Here is a 19,226-nt window from a genome sequence, read left to right as displayed (position 1 = left end):
TATGAGAGAGTTAATAAATAATGCTGAATATGATGTGGTCGTAGTTGGTGCAGGTCCAGGAGGAAGCATGGCTTCATATTATGCATCTAAAAATGGAGCAAAGACTTTATTAATTGAAAAATCTCAGGAGATTGGAGAACCTGTAAGGTGTGCAGAAGCTGTTCCAAAGATGGAGGATTTTGGAATAACACCAGACCCGCAATTTGTAAGGAGTCATATAAAAGGTGGATATTTAGTAGCTCCAAATGGTAAAATAATAGAGGTAAGCGGAGGAAAAACGGATGGGTATGTTGTGGAAAGAAAGATATTTGATAAATACCTTGCAGTAAGAAGTGCAAGGGTAGGAACAAAGGTGGCAGTTAAAAGTAGGGTTGTTGATTTGGAACATAACGGAAATGGATATGATGTAATAGTCAGTCATCTTGGTGAGGAATATATTATAAAGGCAAAAATTGTTATAGCAGCAGATGGGGTAGAAAGTTCTGTTGCTGAAATGGCAGGGTTAAAGTCTAAAAAAATTCCCACCCAAGTGTGTTCCTGTGCAGAATATGAGATGACGAATGTTAAATTACTTGATAACGAAATGATGGAATTCTATTTTGGAGATATATCCCCAAAAGGATATGCTTGGATATTTCCAAAGGGAGATACTGCAAATGTTGGTTTAGGCGTAATTGATAAACATAAAAAGGCAATTGATTATTTGAATGAATTTATAGAGCATCCTATTTTGGAAGGAAGATTAAAAGATGCCACACCAATAGAATTTAAATGTGGAGGAGCTCCGGTTGGAGGACCAATAGAAAAAACTGTGGATGATAATATAATAGTTGTTGGAGATGCCGCAGGACAAATAAGTCCTTTATCTGGTGGAGGAATCTATTTATCCATGAGTTGCGGTTCTATGGCTGGTGAAGTAGCGGCAAAATGTATCAAAAATAACAATTGTAGCGTAGATGCATTAATTGAATATGAAAATAAATGGAAGGAAAAGTATTATGATACCTTAATGACTGAGCTCAGATATAAGAATATTCTTCAAAAATTAACTGAAAAAGAATTAAATGCACTGGCTGATGCAATGGATGATAAGTTAGAAGAAGTGGATGTAAAAAAGATAGCATTTAAGGCTGTTAAAAATGCTCCTTCATTATTGAAATATTTTAAAGAGATTATATAAGTTTTTTCTTTTTTATTATTTTTAACATGTATTATTATTTTTATTTTTTATTATTTTTTAGATAAATCTTCCTTTTCTTTCTTACCTTTTTTTAAATAATCATACACATACCATAATACGATAAGTAATATTACCAACCATACATATTCTTTTAGAAGTATTGAGATATAACCAACATGGGGAATTACCAATGGTTTTCCATTTATAGTTACAACCCTTTGTTTTATTTGATTTGTGGATATGAGCTCTGGGTCATAGGTGGGATTATTGTCTCCTTTTGTTATGATGTAATTACTGTTATTAATTTTTACTTTTTCAATAACTCTATGTATTACAGGTTCAACTTTATTTCCACTAAATACAATTAAGGTTTTATTATTTATTTTAACCATATAATCCATATAATTTTCCTTATACTTTGGCCAATGTGCTTTATATACAACAATATCTCCAACCTGCACATTATTTGGGTTAAATTCCCAATTTGCATTTTCTACAATTACAAAATCTCCTCTTTCCATTATTGGATACATACTGTTTGATACGACAACATTTACATGGCTCCAAACCGTTAATAGCACGATTAAAAAAACCGCCCATTCAATGATATCCTTTTTGTTAAATCTTTTATTGTTAATGTTTATCACCAAATTTATTTTTTTATTATATTTTTTTATTATTTATTATATAATTATCACTTATAAATATTAAACATTTTATCTAATTTTTCAAATTTTCAGATGATATAATATATAATAGTCTCCCTTGTATTTAGATATAAAAGATGTATATAGATTATTTCCGAAAGATTTATATATATCTTAGTCCAAAGATAAATCCATAAAATCATGAGGTGATATAATGGCAGAACTTCCAGTTGCACCAGTAGTAAGAATATTAAAAAAAGCAGGTGCTGAAAGAGTAAGTGAAGAAGCAGCTAAGGTATTAGTTGAAGCCTTAGAAGATATTGCAATGGATATTGCAAAAGAATCCGCAGAATTAGCAAAACATGCTGGTAGAAAAACAGTAAAAGCTGAAGATGTAAAAATGGCATTAAAAATGTAAGATATTTACATTATAATTATTATTCTATTTTATTATTTTTTAAGAATTTAATTTTTATAATTTTGTAATTTTGCATTATATATAATTTTTTATATGATAATGGTTTATAGAATTTTTAGAATAATTTAACTTTAATTATGTGAAAATTATAGCTGCTTTATAAAATTAATTGAGGTCTAAATATGAAGATAGTTTTTGCATTGGGCGGTTCTGTTGTAATGCCAAAAGAAGGTGCATCAGTAGATAAGTTAAAAGAATACGCTGAGGTATTTAAAAAGATAAAGGATATGGGCAATGAATTGGGTATAGTGGTAGGTGGAGGAAATACTGCAAGAAATTACATTTCTATTGCAAGAGAATTTACAAATGAGGCTTTCTGTGATGAAATAGGCATACTTGCCACAAGAATGAACAGCATGCTTTTGATGTCTGCCCTTGGAAACTATGTTGTAAAGAAGGTTCCTGAAAACTTTAAAGAAGCTGAAATGATTTTAAATTTAAATAAAATCGTTGTTATGGGTGGAACTCATCCTGCACATACAACAGATGCAGTAGCAGCTTCACTTGCTGAATATATTAATGCAGATTTATTGGTTATAGCTACAAATGTTGATGGCGTTTATGATAAAGACCCGAGAAAATATAATGATGCAAAAAAACTTACTAAAATGACTACAAAGGAGCTCTTAAATATTACATGTAATTCTTCAATAGCAGCAGGTTCTTCATCTATAATTGACCCACTTGCATCTAAAATTATAGATAGAGCAAAATTAAAAACTTTGGTAATTGAAGGAGCTCCGGAGGAAATACTAAATGCTATAACTGGTGAGCATCATGGAACTGTTATAGTTCCAAAGTAAAAAATAATTTTGGTGATATTTTATGGAAAAACATAAACATTGTTTGAATTGTGGAATATCCATCCCACCTGATGAAGTATTTTGCTCTGAGAAATGCAGAGAAGAATATTTAAAAAAGAGAAAAAAAATAGTTAGGAATCAGCAAATGTTTTTTATTATGATGATTGCAATATTGGCAATTTATGTTGTTATGATGTTTTTTAAATAATGCAGTTGTGATTGATTATAACACATAACAACAAACTTTATATACTATATATTACTTCTTTATTTTGCGACTAAGTTAAAGAAGCGGGGTAGGGTAGCCAGGCCCATCCCGCCGGGCTCATAACCCGGAGATCCGAAGTTCAAATCTTCGCCCCGCTACCTATTTTTAATGATTAGTTTAATTGTAGTTATTTTTAGGCTCCAACCGAAGCGAAGCGAGGTTGGATTTTTGATGCAACTTTTTCTAAAAGTTGCGTTTGAATCTTCGCCCCGCTACCTATTTTTAATGATTAGTTATTTGGGTAATGATTATAAGCTTATTATCGGAGCTCCGATAAAGTTTTTTATATTTCCATTATTATTTGCTAAATATTGTAATATTATTTTTTATTCTTTTTAATCTATAAATCTAAATTAATAAATATAATCTAATGAAAAAAAAGAAAAAGAAAGAATTTAGTAGTTTTTAATTAAGTCTAATGCAGCTTCTCTTGTTTTGTCTCTGTCTCCACCTGCAACAACTAAAACATCATTTCCATTTGCTGCGTTATCAACAACAGCCAATGTTGCTGGGCTGTTGTTGTCGATTGAAACTTTACCTTCATCCTGGAGCTCTTTTGTTAATTTGTTTACAACTGGGCCTCCAACTAAGATTAAGTTTTTGTCTGCACTGTCTAATGATACTTCTGTATCTAATTTTGCAATTGGTGCTGTTACTGGAACTGCTTGCTGTGCATTTGCTTTAAGGTCATTTAATGTAATGTCTGCATTTAATACTGATGTTTTTTGTCCAACATCTAATGTAGCGTCTTTTGATACATCCATTTCGTATTCTGTAAATAATTTACCTGCTGTATCGTCGTCGGTGAATTTTAAACTTGCATAATCACTTACGAAGTCAACAACACTTCCGTCTTTTAATGAATCTTTTTTATCTCCTGTATATTTTAATGCTAAACCGTATAATGGTATTCCTGTGTTTTTGTCAGATATTGGTTTTTCTTTTGCACCGGCTGGAACAGCTCCTTCTGATAAGTCATTATCTGTTAAAACTAATTTAGTAGCTGCTGCACCTGCTGCATCAGTAGTTAATCCATATATTTTCCAATCTTTTGTGAATTCTTTACCTAATTCGTAACCTTTTACATCTTTTGTAATTATTAATGATGCGTATCCATAGTTTCCACCAACATCTTGATATGCATCATATACATCTACTCCAACATCTCCGCTTCTTAATTCAAATGGTGCTCGGTCATCTTTGGATGCAACTTCTTTTCCATCTTTTAATATTGCAACATCTACTTGTGGATTTCCTCCTCCGATTGGTATTAATACACTTTTAACTTTTACGGTGTATCCATTTCCTAAATCGTAGGATTCTCCTTCTTTGATATTGCCAGAGTATGCTTCTTTACCTAAATATATTTTATTATCATCTGTATCTACAATTCTGTAGTTTTCACCTAATAATGGGATTTCCATACCGATTGATAATTGTTGTAATTTTGTTATTGTTGACTGTCCATCTTGGAATGCCAATGTACCATATACCAAGTCTCCTGTATCTACGGTATAGTCGTCTTTTCCGTTTTTAAGAACTGATGCTAATAAGAACTCTGCTGCATCTGCGGATGTATCTGTGCTAATATCATCAGGGTCTATGTCTTTATTTCTTATCAATGTTGGTAATCTTGATAATGGTTGAATTGCTTTAGTAGGTGCATCATCAACAATCCCACCTAATATTGCATTTGTTCCCAATCCTGTTGTGTAATCTCTTTTTGGAGTAGTAAATACTAAAAATTTGTCACCAGCAGCATATACTGCATTTAAATCCTGGGTTAAATCAGTTTCAGATGAAACATGAACACCTAAATCAGCACTACCGTCTTCAACAGCTCCTGTTTTGTAGCACATTGAACCGATTTTTGCTGCAATATCAGCTGCTGAAACAACATCCATTGCTGCTGCGTTTGAACCTACTACAACATCTACATTTGGTTGTCCGTCTTTAACTGCATTTTTCATAAATCCTGCAACATCTCCTGATGTTGTAGCTGCTGCCATTGCACCGCTTGCTAATGCGGAAGCTACCATAGCTCCTCCAATAGCCATTGCTCCAATTTTCTTTAAACTCATAGCCATATTTTTTCACCCTAAAATTTTTTGAGTATTTAATTTTTTACAAATAACACTTTGTATTTTTACTATATATACTTTATCATCTGAAACAGTTTTAACAATAGTTTCAGGTCTAAGAAGTTAATTATATCTTATGTATATATCTAATATTATGTAAAAACAGATATTTTTAAAAAATAATTAGTTGCAAATATTTGCAACCTTTTTAAAGAATTTAAAACAAATATCTATTGATTAATATATAAAGTTATTTTGGTGTTTAAGTTTTTCTTTAAATATCTCCAATAATATAAAATCTACTATTTATATATTTTTAAATATATTTAATATTTTTATAATTACTCATCCACATAGTAGTATTCTCCAATTTCTTTTTGATATAAATCCCTCTGACTTCCCTCTTTATTGACCCTTGGTCTTCCTGTGTCGGGGTCTCTTCTAAATGTTATATTCATTTCCTTTAAGAATTTATTTGCACCGCTTCTTTTATCCAATGGTGAAGAACCTTTTCCAATTTTACCGACCTCACCGCTGAATACTATATATCTATCCGATATATAGTCTTGGAATAATATATCGTGGTCCACTACAAACATTGCTGCATCCTTTTCATCTGCCATTCTCCTTATTGTCCTTGATACATTTAACCTCTGCTCCACATCCAAAAATGCCGAAGGTTCATCTATTAAATATATATCGGCATCCCTACTTAAACATGCTGCAATTGCCACCCTTTGGAGCTCACCCCCAGATAAATCTTTCACATCAAAGTCCATTATTTTTTCCAAACTCAACGGTTTTATTATCTCAGATTTATAAAATGAAGTATTTATATTTGTTATACTCATCAATAGGTCTCTAACCGTTCCATCGTAATCGGATGAGATATACTGCGGTTTATACGATACTTTTATATCTCCACTTGAAACATTACCTTCATCAGGTTTGATAATTTTAGCAAGTATTTTTACAAATGTTGTTTTACCTATACCATTTGGTCCTAATATCCCCATTACCTCCCCTCTGTGTATTGTTCCGCCTTCAACAGACAGCTTAAACTCACCAAGGGTTTTTGTAACCTTTGAATATTCCAAAAGCAATGGTCTATTTGAATAATTTGCAGGAGGTCTTTTTTCAAATACAATAGGATTTTTTCTAAATCTTATATTTTCCTCTCTTAAAAATCCATTTAAATATGTATTTATTCCAACCCTTGTTCCTCTTGGATGGGTTACAACCCCATAGGCGGAAGGAATACCATACATAATATGTATATAGTCGGAGAGATAATCCAAAACTATTAAGTCGTGTTCTACTGCAACAACCTTTTTACCTTCTTCTTCAGATATTTTTCTAATTACTTTTGCAGCATTAAATCTCTGTCTTACATCAAGCCATGACGAAGGTTCATCAAAGTAATAAATATCACCTTCTCTTAAACATGCTGCGGCAATTGCCACCCTTTGGAGCTCACCCCCGGAGAGATTATCTAATGTTCTATTGAGTATGTTTTTTATTTCCAAAACATCTATTATTTCGTTAAATAATCCCTTTTCATCTACCTTTTTTAATAATTCTCCAACAGTTCCTTTTACAACCTTTGGAAGGACATCGATATACTGTGGTTTATGGACAGGTTTAATATTTCCATTTTTTAAATCTTCAAAATATTTTTGGAGCTCGGTCCCTGAGAAGTATTTTATTACCTTGTCATAATTCGGCTCTTCATTGAAATCATTTAAATTTGGTATAAGAGCTCCGCTTAATATATTAAGTATTGTGGATTTACCAACACCGTTTGGTCCCAATATACCAACTACTCCTTCTCTTGGAGCTATTAACCCATATAGTCTAAACCTATTTTTACCGTAGGAATGCACTATCTTATCTTCGGTGAGCTCCTCTGGAAGACCTATAATTGTGATGGCTTCAAAGGGGCATCTTTTTACACATATACCACATCCGCTACATAATTCTTCTGAAATCACTGGTTTTCCAAGGTCTTCATCCATAACTATGGTTTCTTCCCCCATTCTAACGCCGGGGCAGTATTTTATACATTCTAAGGAACATCTTCTCGGCTGACATCTATCATAATCTAAAATGGCCAATCTATCTGCCATTACATCACCATTTATCGTTTAATATTATTAATTATTAATTTATTGACCCTATTTGATTTTTTTATTTCTCCATTTTTTTTATTTTTTATATGCTCTTTTTTTAATTTTCTTTTAATTTTTATCTTATTTTCTTTTGTTTTTATATTTTTATTCCTTATTCATTTTAGCATAATTTACCAATCCACCAGCACTTAATATTTCCCATTCTATACCTTTTGGAACATTGCAATTTAGCTTTTTACCATTAACTGTTATTTTTTTATTTTCCAAATCAATTTCTATACTATCTCCGTTCTGTATCTCCTTATTTATGCCTTTACATGTAATTGGAATAAGTCCTATATTTATACAGTTTCTATAAAATATCCTTGCAAAACTCTCGGCAACAATAGCCTTAATGCCTGTATATTTTATGGAAATTGGAGCCTGTTCTCTACTACTACCACAGCCAAAATTTTCACCAGCAACTATTATATCCCCTTCCTTAACTTTTTTTGGAAAGTTTTCATCAATACCAGCCATGCAGTGTGATGCGAGCTCATAGGGGTCTGTTGTTTTTAAATATGCTCCTGGAATTATAGCATCGGTATCTACATCATCGCCAAATAAATGAACATTTCCTTTTATTATCATAAAATCACCTATATTTAAAAATCATAACTTTTGGATTACTTAAAGTGATATAAATTTATAATATAAAAATGTATAAAGAATATATAAAAATAATATATAATAATATATTAATTATTAATAATTTAATAATTTAAATAAAATAAAAAATAGAAAAAATAAAAAAATCATAGAAATAAAAGTATTATCAAATTTTAATTTTAGGAAGGAATATTTAATTACTTATATTAAATTCAATATTCAATTTATTATGAACAGATTATTATAACCTTATTATTATTAATACAGGTATTTATTTTTTATTATTATTTATATTATTTATTGGTGTAAGCATGGATGCCCTTATTGATGTAAATTATGATTCAGAAGATAAATGTATTTACTTATATTTAATAAACAAAGTTTTGAAGGAAAGAGATTTTAAACCATATTTTTATGTAGATGCCACTACAAAAGAGATAAATGATTTTTTAAGTAATGATGATAATAAAAATCTCTTAAATTATGTCGAAAATCTTGAAAGTGTAAGAAAAATAATTATAAACAGCAATCTCAACGACTCAAAAAATCGGATAATCGAAAGAAACTTTACAAAAATCACAGTGAGATATCCAAAAGATGTCCCAAAACTGAGGGTATTAAAGGAGCTCGGAGAGATATATGAACATGACATTCCATTTACAAAGAGATATTTAATAGATAGTGATATAATTCCAACGACTTATTATAACAATTTTGAGGATAAAAATAGAAGGACAATAATAAATAATAACCTTCCAGAATTAAAAACTATTTCCTTTGATATGGAGGTGTATTGCGAAGGTAGAGAACCCAATCCAGAGAAAAATCCCATTTTAATGACAAGTTTTTGTTCAAAGGACTTAAAAAAAGTAATAACCTACAAACCTTTTAAGCATAAATATATGGAATTGGTAAAGGATGAATCGGAGCTCATAAAAAGAACTATTGACATACTAAAAGATTACGATATAATTTACACCTATAACGGAGATAACTTTGATTTTCCTTATTTAAAGAGAAGGGCTGAGAATCTTGGAATAAATGTATTTTTTGACAAAACAGGTAATGATGATAAAAAGACAGAAATAGGAAAAAAAACAAAAACACAGAAACATAAACAAAAAATAAAGATTTCACGAGGAGGAATCCATTTAAGAAGCTACATTCCAGGAAAGGTGCATATTGATTTATATCCAATAGCAAGAAGGACGTTAAATCTAACAACTTATAAATTGGAGGATGTGAGTTATGAGCTCTTTGGGGTGCATAAGTTAGAAGTGGGGCATCAAAATATATCAAATCTTTGGAATAATATGGATAAAAATCTCGTTGAATACTCATTCCAAGATGCCTATTACACCTATAAAATTGGGGAGTATTTTTTGCCGTTGGAAGTGATGTTTTCAAGAATTGTAAATCAGACGCTATTTGAAGTTAGCAGGATGGGAAGTAGTCAAATGGTTGAATATCTTTTATTAAAACATTCATTTAAAAATAACTTTTTAGCTCCAAATAGACCTTCAAATAGAGAATATCAAAAGAGATTAAGGGAATATTATGAAGGAGGTTATGTGAAAGAACCAATTAAAGGCATGCATGAAAATATTGTTAGCATGGATTTCAGAGCTCTGTATCCCTCCATTATAATAAGCTACAACATAAGCCCAGACACCATAGATTGTAAATGCTGTGAGGATATGTCTGAAAAGATACTTGGACACTGGTTTTGTAAAAAAAGAATTGGACTTATCCCTATGGTATTGAGGAACTTAATTGAAAGGAGAAAAACAATTAAAAAAATATTAAAGGAAAAAGATACCGAAAAGAAAGAACTTAACAGCAAGAATAACAAATATTATAACGAATATTATAAACTACTTAATTATGAACAAAAATCATTGAAGATACTTGCAAATAGTCATTATGGATATATGGCTTATCCGCGAGCTCGGTGGTATTCAAAAGAATGTGCGGAGGTAATCACACATTTAGGCAGAACTTATATTCAAAAAACCATTGAGGAGGCAGAAAAATACGGATTTAAAGTAATTTATGCCGATACTGATGGTTTATACGCTGTATTGAATGAAAATAGCGATAAAAAGACATTATTAAATAAAACCTATGAATTTTTAAATAAAATAAATGAAAAACTACCAAAAGATATGGAGTTAGAATTCGAAGGATACTATAAAAGAGGCATATTTATCACAAAAAAGAGATATGCACTTATCGATGAAAACGATAAAATAACTATAAAAGGATTGGAATTTGTAAGAAGAGATTGGTCTAATATTGCAAAGAAAACTCAAAAAGCAGTTTTAGAAATCTTATTAAAAGAAGGGAATGTTGAAAAGGCTAAAAATATTATAAAAAATATAATAACTGATTTAAAAAATGGAAAAATTGATAAAAAGGATTTGATAATATACACTCAGCTTACAAAGGATATTAACGAATATAAAACCACAGCACCGCATGTTGAAGTAGCCAAAAAAATATTAAAAAAAGGCGGGAGATTAAATATAGGTGATGTAATCGGTTATATAATAACCAGCGGCAATAAATCCATAAGTGAAAGGGCTGTTCTTCCAGAGGATGCAAAGGATTACGATACATCCTATTATATAGATAATCAAATTTTACCGCCTGTATTGCGAATAATGGAATCATTGGGAATCTCAAAGGATGAGCTCAGGAATGTTGATAAACAAATTACATTGGAAGGATTTTTAATGGAATAATTTATATAAATTTATAGATATAATGATAATGATAATAATAATTTAAGGATAATTTAAGGGATAATATGAATGTATTTGCCTATGGAGAATTGATGAAAAAGGATAGGTTAAAGGAATTGATAAATAGGGTTCCAAAAATGAAAAAAGGAAAAATAATTGGGTATGAAAAATTTTTTGATAAAAATATAGGGTATTATGGGGTAAAAGAAGAAATAAAAGAAAAAAGAAAAACTGTTGATGGCATTATTCTTTTTGATATATCCGAGGATGAATTAAAGATATTTGATGACTACGAAGATGAAGGGGTATATTATCTTAGAAGAAAAACCCACGCCTACGATGATGAAGGAAATAAATATGAAGTATGTGTATATATAAGAAATTAATGTTTTTATATTTTATTTTATAACTTTAACTTATTATATTTATATTTCATAATTTATTTTATTATTTATTCTTTTTTAATTTAGTGATAGCATGACGATATTGGTAGAAAATTTAGATTATGTGGTTGATAAAAAGCTAAATGTATATAAAAATGTTGATATTCTAATAAAAAAAGAGTATGAAAATGAAAATGAAAACATAACTAAAATTATAATTGGAAAAAACTTAGTTAAAAAGGAAAACCTAAATAAGAATGATTTAAAAATAATAAATGGAAAAAATAAATGTGCAATGCCTGGATTAACAAATACTCACACTCACATACCAATGACACTTTTAAGAGGAATTGCCGATGATATGATTTTGCAAAATTGGTTAAATGAAAAAATATGGCCTAATGAAGCAAAATTAACAGAAGAAGATGTTTATTATGGTTCCCTTTTGGGATGCCTTGAAATGTTGAGGTTTGGTATTACCTCATTTAATGAGATGTATTTTTTTTCAGAAGAGATTATGAATGCCACAAAACAGATAGGGTTAAAGGGAGTAATAGGTTTTCCGATAATAGATTTTGGAACTCCTGAAAGTAAAGACCTAAACAAACTTTTGAAGATGGCTGAGAATTTTATAAAAAAACATAAGAATGAAAAGATAGTTAAACCAGCGATAGCTCCACATGCTCCATATACCTGCTCTAAGGAAACATATATTAAATGTAAAGAGATAGCCGATGAATACAATATATTATTGCACACTCATATATCTGAAACAAGATATGAAGTAGTTGAGATGGAAAATAACATAAAAATGAGGCCCGTTGAATACTTGGAAAATATTGGGGTATTGGATAGCAATGTAATAGGAGCTCACCTTGTATGGATTACGAAGGATGAGGTAAAAAAACTTGCAAGGCATAATGTGAAGGTATCTCACTGTCCTGGAAGTAATATGAAACTTGCCAGCGGGGGTGTTATGCCACTTGTGGAGATGTTAAATGAGGGCGTAAATGTTTCTATTGGAACAGATGGACCTGCAAGCAACAACAATTTAGATATTTTGGAAGAGATGAAAATTACCGCATTACTTCACAAGGCACACAGATGGGACCCAACAGTAGGGGATGTTGATACTGTTTTAAATATGGTTTTTAATAGTGAAATATTGGGATTTGAAAATAATGACATTGTATTGTTGGATATCAATTCACCACATTTAAGACCTGTGAATAATATAAAATCAAATATTGTATATTCTGCAAATGGAAATGATGTAGATACCGTAATAGTAAATGGAGAGGTATTACTAAAAAACAAAAAATTCATATTCGGGGATAAATTTTTAAATGATGTTTATAAGAAAATAGATAAAATAATAAAGGAAAAATTCAACATTGGTGAAAACTAAATGAAAGTTGATATGCATGTCCATACAATTTGTTCAAACTGTTCAATAAATCCTATAAAAGTTCTGAAAAAGGTATGTTCTGTAAAAAAAATATTTCCAATTATAGCAGACCACAATTTATTAACAAAGGTGGATTTTGGGATTCCTGGTGAAGAGATAGCCACAGAAAAAGGAGAATTTATTGGAGCATTTTTAAACGAACAGGTAAATGAAAAGGATATCTTTGAGGCTATGGACAGGGTAAAAGAGCAGGGTGGATTGATTTATTTACCTCATCCATTTGATGGTAGGAGAAGAAGGGCATTATGTAGATTTGATATATTGAATAATAAGGATTTTATTAAAAAGGTGGATATTGTTGAGGTTTTTAACAGTAGATGCATAGAGGAAGAACCAAATATTATGGCTTATGAATATGCTAAAATAAACAATTTATTAATGGGTGTTGGTAGCGATTCCCATTTTCCATGGGAGCTCGGCAATGCATATATGGAAGTCGATGAATTTGATAAAGATAATCCAAAGGAGTTTTTAAGGGTATTAAAAAAGAACAATAATATTGGGGATGGATTAAACTATTATGCAAAATTGGGAACTCCATTAAATATCCTGTTTTTTAGCAAATTATCTAAAAAATTGAGGAAATGGGGTGTTATAAAAAATAAAATATAAAACAGTATAAAGATATATGGAGAAAGATAGGCCATAATATGTTATATTATAAAATATATTATTGTGATTTTTATGGATATTGATATTTTAAAAGTCTCGGAAAGGTTAAAGTTGGATGAAGTGGATATAAAAAAGGCATTTGAAAGAAAAATAATTTCTTTTGATATGTATCATAACAAAAAATATCTATTATTTAAAAAGAAACTAAGACATATTGAAAGGGGGACTGTTTTATTTTTAAATAATAATATGGATATTGTAATGGGATATCCAAAAATAAGGCGTGCTATGATGCTTTATCCTACATTAAAAAATTATTTTATTAATAAAATCGTTGTAGAAGAAAAATTAGATGGATACAATGTTAGAATAACAAAAATTGACAATAAAGTTATGGCGATTACGAGAGGAGGTCGAATTTGCCCATTTACTACAAAAAAGGCGTTAAAATTTTTAAATGTTAATATATTGGATGATTATCCTAATTTAATGCTTTGCGGTGAGATGATAGGGTTAAATAATCCCTATGTTCCCCATTATTATCCAGAAGTAAATAATATATTAATTAAAAGTGATAAAAATAATAATAAAAAAACTAAAATTATTGAGAATTTAGGATTTTATATATTTGATGTAAGATATAGGGAAACAAATAAACCACTTTCAATAAGTGAAAAGGAGGAGCTCCTACAAAAATATGAGCTCCCATATGTGAAACCTATTGGTATATTTAATAAAGAAGATATTGAACATATAAAAAAAATAATACTGACTTTGAATGATAAAAAAAGGGAAGGAGTAGTTTTAAAAGACCCTGACATGATTATAAACCCCATAAAATACACAACTCATTATACCCAATGTAACGATTTATCCGTGGCATTTAGGTATATGTATGACTTAGGTATTGATTTTATGTTTAGCCGACTTGTGAGGGAAGGTTATCAATCGTTTGAATTTAACGAGGATGAAAAAGAAATGGAAAAAAGGGCAAAAAACATAGGAAAATCAATACTTTATCCAATGGTAAATAGTATAAAAAATATTTCAAAAGGAGAGTTGATTACAGAGGATTTTGAAATATATTTGGATAGTGAAGAGGATTTAAATGAATTTTTGGATTATCTAAAAAAACTTCATATAGCATTTGTTGTAAAGGAAAATCAAAAATTTGAAAATGGGATGCATAAGGTTAAAATAGGAAGAATATATAATTCAACCAACGACAAAATAAAAAGCCATTTGGATGGAAATCTTTGGTAAATAAATTTAATTAAAATAATAATAAATAAAAACTAATATGAAATAAATAAAAAAAGAAAAAAAATTATAAAAACAAAAAAGAAATAAATAAAAAAATAACATCCGATGATGAGAGTCATCCCTGCTGATGCTGTATAAGATGAGACCTGGGGTAGCTGAGGATGTTTTTTAAATTAAACTTTCTGCATCAATTTTATTTTTTATTCTTAAAACTATCTCAGGAATAAATGAAGTAATAATCGATTTATCGGCATTTTCCATTACTTTTTTATCATTTCCATTGCATCCATAGGCATTTATTTTAGCATCATTCAATATCTTTACAGTGGCTTTTTCCACCCATTTATTGGCATCGCTTATATATACCTCATCTGGTTTTAATGCCTTTGCTATTCCCCATGCTATGTATCTACCCCCTAAAAGACCTAATTTACTGCAATTGTCTATATCATCGATGGTTTTGTTATATATATTATTTATATTGTTATATAAATTGCTATTTTTAGCTGCTACCCAATGAGCATCGCCAATAAAGTGACCTCCTAAACTGTTTGGATAAATTAGGCTCTCATTTTTGTAGTTTAAAAATTTACTTCCCAATGCTATTGCCTTTAATATATTTCTATTCAATATATGGGTATCCAATTTATTATTTTTAATCTCTTCCTTGATAATTCTTAAAACTCTTGGAACCCCAAAATTTCCCCTTTTGGCAGTTTTTGGCGAATAACCACACATATAACCGTGATGATTTCCTCTAAAACCACTTAGTATTACATTTAAGCCGCTTCTAAGACCTATTCTGCATTCATCCTCATATGCCCCATTGGTAGCAACCACTCCACCTTTTACCAATATACGGGATACTGCAACTGCCTTTGCAAATGCTTTTAACCTATCCTTTGCCCTATTAAACGGAGCTCCTTCAACAACAAACACATCCACATCTAAATCTATGCAAGATTTTAAACCTGTGATTAAATCATCATATCCATCCCCAACATAAAATATACCTTCCAAGCCCTTACCATACTTTTTAGCAGCTTCTGCAACGATTTCCATTTCATCCAGTGGTGCAGCATGTTCCTCTCCCCCCTGTTCTCTTACAACATTAACGCATACCGTAGAGGATAATTTTATCCAGTCATCGAATTCATAGGAATATTTTTTTTCTTTGTCAATAAGTCGTTTATGTATTCTATCTTTTGGACATCCTTTAAATGGGGGTCCATTATAATAACAATCCCCCATACAATGTGTTATTTCTTTTGGAAATCTCATTGCTCCGTATTTTCCAAAATGGTCTAAATCAATTGGAACTTCAATTGCATTATGAATTGTTTTAAAAACCTCCAATGGAGTCATGCCTTCTTTTTCCGCTATATCGCCAAGTGCATAGGCACATATATGTATTGGAAATCCTATATAATCCGATAATATACAGTTCTCTATGAGCTCAGTTAAAGTCAATGATGAAGAACATGGACCTATGCCCATTTCCACTAAATCGCATCCAAGTGGGAATTTTCTAAAATTACTTCCAAGTTTTTGTATTTCTTCAATACTTAAATCATCCACTGCATCCACTATTTCTATTATTTCCTTTTCAGATAGTTTATTTTTTGTTATTTTTTCAATAACATCCTTTCTCAGTTCTAAACAGATATCCAAATCATTTACTGCATTTTTTATTATATCTTTCATTATTCCACCGATAATTTATTAATGGACTTTATAATAGATAAATACCTATCTTCAATTCTTTCAAGAGTATTTAAATCATATCTATGAGTATTTAGCATTATATAGGTTTTTTTACCATTTTCATCGATAGTTGTAATAGTTATATTTTTATCAACCATATAATCAGGAATTATTAAAATGCCATCATCTGAGATATTAAGCCCCAAATCAGCTATAATTTTTTTTATAAATTCCGTTTTTGAGTTGATTTTTACATTTTTAGGGTATTTTAGGGATTTAATCTCATTTTTCTTTTTTTGGATTGTTTCAATATATTTATCTATTTTATTAGGAGCTCCGATATTCAATCTTTTTAGTCCATTTAAGCTATCAATTAAATCATCAAAAGTGGCGGATTTTATTTCAAAAATGGGATAAGGATTTAATTTTTTCACCCTTTCTTTATACCCCTTTGAAATAATAAGTAAGTCATAATATTCTGTTAATTTGTTGTTGTATGGATTGACTACATCGTAGTTTTCAATGCCAATTATTTTTGCAATATCTGCATACATCTTAGTTATGCCCACTTTCATAATATCCCAGCTTTTTATTAATTTCTCGCCATATCCTTCTTTAATTTAGGCGTTAATCCAAGTTCTTTAATCATTTTAATTACCTCTTTTAAATTTCCCGTTTTTGGATTACCCACCCCTTTTATATTCATGGGATGGTTATCAGGTATAACTGTTGCTATATTACTTGCTCCTCCAAATAGTGCAAACTGCATGAGCTCAGCCCCTATTGTTGGAGTTGGTGATGTGATTCGTATATTTGGAAACATCAATCTTACAATTGCGATAGTTTTTGCCTGTTCCAATGAGGAACATCTTGGATGATTTTCCATAGGTGTGCCCTTATAGGGATTAAAACCCATTATAGGTATTTCATCTACACCGAGGTCCTTTAAAAATAGTAGGTGATTTACTCTATCCTCATAACTTTCCCCAACCCCTACCAATAAACCTGATGATAGTTCTATATTGTATTTTTTAACCAGCTTACAAACCTTTATTCTATTTTCCAACTCTTCCCCAGGTTTTATTTTTTCAAATAGTTCATTGTTTGTAGTTTCTAAATTACAGCAAATGGTGTCTATGCAGTATTTTTTCATTTCCACTATTGATTCCTCTGTTAAATCTGCTCCTGCATTTACTAATACCTCCAAATTAGTATTTTCTTTAACTATTTTTAGAGCTCTTAATACCTCTTCCCCTTCATAACCATGGGCAGATGAGCAGCTTACACGACATATCCCGCTTTTTTCTATTGCAATGGCAGATTTTTTTATATCCTCATCGGATATTCTAAATGGTGTGTAGTATCCCTCTTTTGAAGTTCCAGCGGCAAAACCGCAGTATAAACATTTTGGATTAACCTTGCAGATGTTCGTAATATGTATCGTTGATGTAATTTCTATCTCTTTTTTAAAATAATCCCTTACTTCTGAGGCTATACTGAATAATTTTAAATAATCATTCCAATGTGCAATATTAAATAAATTTAAAGCATCTTCTTTTGATATTAAACCCTGTTTTGCATCAATCTTTCCATCCTTTAAATCTTGAAAATTGCTTTTTATTTTTGAAAAATCCATTACATCACCAAATTGTAAATTATGGTTATATCAAATAAAAAAGGAAAAAATAAAAAAAGTTATTGTAGGTATCCATTATAAATTATGGTTTTATACTACATTCGCATTCGCATTTGTTATCCTTACCATGTTTTTCAAGAACATTAAGCACTGCTGGAAGGATGTCTGCCAATGGGCCAAAGCACATACTGTCTGCTGTTCCAGTTAGAGCTCTTGGGTCTAATTTATCTTCCATGTTTCTAATACCTTCTTTTCTCATCAATTCCAATATTTGGGCAATAGCTTCATCAGCCATCATCTGAGCGAAGTCAGCAGGAGCTCCCAATATTTTTGTAACTGCATCTCTATATGCCAATATTCCTGCATAAACTGCTGCTGTAACTGCTGAACCCATATCACATACAGGGCTGATTAAATTTGCAGGCATTTTATATGCAGTTCCTCTTGCAGTTTTTGCCATACAGTAAAGTTTTTCGACAGCTTCATCTGATGCATAACCTTCTGCAATATATACCTGTCCTTTCATTTCAGGAACACATCCTGGGTGGTATGAAGTAATGTTTAAATCATCCCTTCCTAAGTCTTTGAAGATTTTTGCGAATTTAGGTGTTGGAATGGTGCATGCATGTGTTACAATAGCCCCTTCTTTTATAGCGTCTGCAAATTTTTTAATGATATCTGGCTGTTTTCCCCCTTTTGGCAACCATGTAATTACAATATCTGCATCTGCTACTGCCTCCCTATCATCAGCGGTTACTTTTAACCCAACTTTTTCTGGATGAACTAAATGAATGTTTGCTTTTGGTGGTTTTGGAAGTTCTTTTGCCTTAGCCTTAACAGCTTCCCTAATTTTTGGCATTACCTTTTCAGGTTCTCCTGCCAAGTGAGCTTCCATAACTTCTTTTGGGTCAAATTCGTCAATTACAACCAATCCTGGCTCTTCTGCAAAGCATGGGTCAGAGATTACTACCTCATCGATTTCTGGAATAAGATGTAAAAGCTCTGCACCATAAGTAATTGATGAATGCGTTAAGGCAATTTCTGGTATTCCTACTTCTTTTGCAACTTCTGCTGCTCTTGAAAAGTTTGTAATTCCAGCTGCGGCATGTGTTCTATAACAACCTGCTCCTAATATAGCAACTTTCAATATATCACCTCAGATTTTGTAATAAATATGTTGTA

The 19,226-nt window shown here is 30.7% G+C and carries 17 protein-coding genes and 1 tRNA gene; 10 read left to right on the top strand and 8 right to left on the bottom strand.

All coding sequences use genetic code 11. The annotated features are described in order from the left end of the window. Position 1 precedes the first annotated feature (1 nt). Positions 2-1,180 (top strand): NAD(P)/FAD-dependent oxidoreductase, encoded by a 1,179-nt coding sequence (locus METOK_RS02880; protein WP_013866740.1) that lies wholly within the window; start codon positions 2-4, stop codon positions 1,178-1,180. A 50-nt stretch (positions 1,181-1,230) separates the two neighbouring features. On the opposite strand, the gene METOK_RS02875 is transcribed toward METOK_RS02880, so the two are convergent. Continuing rightward, positions 1,231-1,827 carry a S26 family signal peptidase gene (locus METOK_RS02875; RefSeq protein WP_013866739.1) on the bottom strand — a complete coding sequence of 199 codons (597 nt, stop codon included), beginning with the start codon at positions 1,825-1,827 and terminating at the stop codon, positions 1,231-1,233. Positions 1,828-2,041: 214 nt separating this feature from the next. Here METOK_RS02875 and METOK_RS02870 point away from each other — a divergent pair, with 214 nt between their 5' ends. The 4 genes from METOK_RS02870 (at position 2,042) to METOK_RS02855 (ending at position 3,474) form a co-directional block, all read left to right on the top strand. Further along, positions 2,042-2,245 (top strand): histone family protein, encoded by a 204-nt coding sequence (locus tag METOK_RS02870; RefSeq protein ID WP_013866738.1) that lies wholly within the window; start codon positions 2,042-2,044, stop codon positions 2,243-2,245. 182 nt (positions 2,246-2,427) lie between these two features. Then, positions 2,428-3,108 (top strand): UMP kinase, encoded by a 681-nt coding sequence (gene pyrH / locus METOK_RS02865; protein WP_013866737.1) that lies wholly within the window; start codon positions 2,428-2,430, stop codon positions 3,106-3,108. Between the two features lie 22 nt (positions 3,109-3,130). Continuing rightward, positions 3,131-3,316: a DUF2116 family Zn-ribbon domain-containing protein gene (locus METOK_RS02860; RefSeq protein ID WP_013866736.1), complete on the top strand. Its 186-nt coding sequence runs from the start codon at positions 3,131-3,133 to the stop codon at positions 3,314-3,316. Between the two features lie 82 nt (positions 3,317-3,398). Further along, positions 3,399-3,474: transfer RNA gene (locus METOK_RS02855), tRNA-Met, on the top strand. A 297-nt stretch (positions 3,475-3,771) separates the two neighbouring features. On the opposite strand, the gene METOK_RS02845 is transcribed toward METOK_RS02855, so the two are convergent. The 3 genes from METOK_RS02845 to hacB form a co-directional block, all read right to left on the bottom strand. Continuing rightward, on the bottom strand, positions 3,772-5,463 hold the full coding sequence (locus METOK_RS02845; RefSeq protein WP_013866735.1) for an S-layer protein: 1,692 nt from the start codon (positions 5,461-5,463) through the stop codon (positions 3,772-3,774). Positions 5,464-5,798: 335 nt separating this feature from the next. Next, the gene (locus METOK_RS02840) at positions 5,799-7,583 is read right to left on the bottom strand and encodes a ribosome biogenesis/translation initiation ATPase RLI (protein WP_013866734.1); all 1,785 of its coding nucleotides are present in this window, start codon (positions 7,581-7,583) and stop codon (positions 5,799-5,801) included. Between the two features lie 147 nt (positions 7,584-7,730). Continuing rightward, complete coding sequence (hacB, locus tag METOK_RS02835; protein WP_013866733.1) at positions 7,731-8,216, bottom strand: homoaconitase small subunit; 486 nt, start codon at positions 8,214-8,216, stop codon at positions 7,731-7,733. A 329-nt stretch (positions 8,217-8,545) separates the two neighbouring features. On the opposite strand from hacB, the gene METOK_RS02830 reads away from it, so the two are divergent. The 5 genes from METOK_RS02830 to METOK_RS02810 all read left to right on the top strand — a co-directional run bounded on the left by METOK_RS02830 (position 8,546) and on the right by METOK_RS02810 (position 14,704). Next, positions 8,546-10,978, top strand: a complete 2,433-nt coding sequence (locus METOK_RS02830; protein WP_013866732.1) for a DNA-directed DNA polymerase — start codon at positions 8,546-8,548, stop codon at positions 10,976-10,978. A gap of 65 nt (positions 10,979-11,043) precedes the next feature. Then, the gene (locus tag METOK_RS02825) at positions 11,044-11,364 is read left to right on the top strand and encodes a gamma-glutamylcyclotransferase family protein (protein ID WP_013866731.1); all 321 of its coding nucleotides are present in this window, start codon (positions 11,044-11,046) and stop codon (positions 11,362-11,364) included. 91 nt (positions 11,365-11,455) lie between these two features. Then, a complete protein-coding gene (locus METOK_RS02820) occupies positions 11,456-12,769 on the top strand; it encodes an amidohydrolase (protein ID WP_013866730.1) in 1,314 nt (437 codons plus the stop codon). Then, positions 12,770-13,441 carry a PHP domain-containing protein gene (locus METOK_RS02815; protein ID WP_013866729.1) on the top strand — a complete coding sequence of 224 codons (672 nt, stop codon included), beginning with the start codon at positions 12,770-12,772 and terminating at the stop codon, positions 13,439-13,441. It begins immediately after the preceding gene. A gap of 72 nt (positions 13,442-13,513) precedes the next feature. Then, positions 13,514-14,704, top strand: a complete 1,191-nt coding sequence (locus METOK_RS02810; protein ID WP_013866728.1) for an RNA ligase — start codon at positions 13,514-13,516, stop codon at positions 14,702-14,704. Between the two features lie 168 nt (positions 14,705-14,872). Here METOK_RS02810 and hmdC read toward each other — a convergent pair whose 3' ends face one another. From hmdC to hmd, 4 genes are all read right to left on the bottom strand, one after another. Further along, entirely contained in the window at positions 14,873-16,408 is a 1,536-nt protein-coding gene (hmdC, locus tag METOK_RS02805; RefSeq protein ID WP_013866727.1) for a 5,10-methenyltetrahydromethanopterin hydrogenase cofactor biosynthesis protein HmdC, read from the bottom strand. Next, positions 16,408-16,983 (bottom strand): hypothetical protein, encoded by a 576-nt coding sequence (locus METOK_RS02800; RefSeq protein WP_013866726.1) that lies wholly within the window; start codon positions 16,981-16,983, stop codon positions 16,408-16,410. The genes hmdC and METOK_RS02800 overlap by 1 nt, the downstream gene beginning before the upstream one ends. A 17-nt stretch (positions 16,984-17,000) precedes the next feature. Continuing rightward, the gene (hmdB, locus tag METOK_RS02795; protein WP_013866725.1) at positions 17,001-18,044 is read right to left on the bottom strand and encodes a 5,10-methenyltetrahydromethanopterin hydrogenase cofactor biosynthesis protein HmdB; all 1,044 of its coding nucleotides are present in this window, start codon (positions 18,042-18,044) and stop codon (positions 17,001-17,003) included. An 82-nt stretch (positions 18,045-18,126) separates the two neighbouring features. Then, positions 18,127-19,191 carry a 5,10-methenyltetrahydromethanopterin hydrogenase gene (hmd, locus tag METOK_RS02790; protein WP_013866724.1) on the bottom strand — a complete coding sequence of 355 codons (1,065 nt, stop codon included), beginning with the start codon at positions 19,189-19,191 and terminating at the stop codon, positions 18,127-18,129. Between the last annotated feature and the right edge of the window lie 35 nt (positions 19,192-19,226).

Origin of the sequence: Methanothermococcus okinawensis IH1, assembly GCF_000179575.2 — an archaeon.
Lineage (GTDB): Archaea > AGJL01 > Methanococci > Methanococcales > Methanococcaceae > Methanofervidicoccus > Methanofervidicoccus okinawensis.
The sequence above is the reverse complement of the archived record's forward strand: the minus strand, read 5'-3'. Positions and strand labels throughout refer to the sequence as shown.

Bases quoted from the DNA above. Each gene is read 5' to 3' on its own strand.
- METOK_RS02810 (WP_013866728.1), top strand. From the start codon at position 13,514: ATGGATATTGATATTTTAAAAGTCTCGGAAAGGTTAAAGTTGGATGAA.
- METOK_RS02825 (WP_013866731.1), top strand. From the start codon at position 11,044: ATGAATGTATTTGCCTATGGAGAATTGATGAAAAAGGATAGGTTAAAG.
- hmdC (WP_013866727.1), bottom strand. From the start codon at position 16,408: ATGAAAGATATAATAAAAAATGCAGTAAATGATTTGGATATCTGTTTA.
- METOK_RS02860 (WP_013866736.1), top strand. From the start codon at position 3,131: ATGGAAAAACATAAACATTGTTTGAATTGTGGAATATCCATCCCACCT.
- pyrH (WP_013866737.1), top strand. From the start codon at position 2,428: ATGAAGATAGTTTTTGCATTGGGCGGTTCTGTTGTAATGCCAAAAGAA.
- METOK_RS02845 (WP_013866735.1), bottom strand. From the start codon at position 5,463: ATGGCTATGAGTTTAAAGAAAATTGGAGCAATGGCTATTGGAGGAGCT.
- METOK_RS02800 (WP_013866726.1), bottom strand. From the start codon at position 16,983: ATGAAAGTGGGCATAACTAAGATGTATGCAGATATTGCAAAAATAATT.
- METOK_RS02840 (WP_013866734.1), bottom strand. From the start codon at position 7,583: ATGGCAGATAGATTGGCCATTTTAGATTATGATAGATGTCAGCCGAGA.
- METOK_RS02870 (WP_013866738.1), top strand. From the start codon at position 2,042: ATGGCAGAACTTCCAGTTGCACCAGTAGTAAGAATATTAAAAAAAGCA.
- METOK_RS02880 (WP_013866740.1), top strand. From the start codon at position 2: ATGAGAGAGTTAATAAATAATGCTGAATATGATGTGGTCGTAGTTGGT.
- hacB (WP_013866733.1), bottom strand. From the start codon at position 8,216: ATGATAATAAAAGGAAATGTTCATTTATTTGGCGATGATGTAGATACC.
- METOK_RS02815 (WP_013866729.1), top strand. From the start codon at position 12,770: ATGAAAGTTGATATGCATGTCCATACAATTTGTTCAAACTGTTCAATA.
- METOK_RS02820 (WP_013866730.1), top strand. From the start codon at position 11,456: ATGACGATATTGGTAGAAAATTTAGATTATGTGGTTGATAAAAAGCTA.
- METOK_RS02830 (WP_013866732.1), top strand. From the start codon at position 8,546: ATGGATGCCCTTATTGATGTAAATTATGATTCAGAAGATAAATGTATT.
- hmdB (WP_013866725.1), bottom strand. From the start codon at position 18,044: ATGGATTTTTCAAAAATAAAAAGCAATTTTCAAGATTTAAAGGATGGA.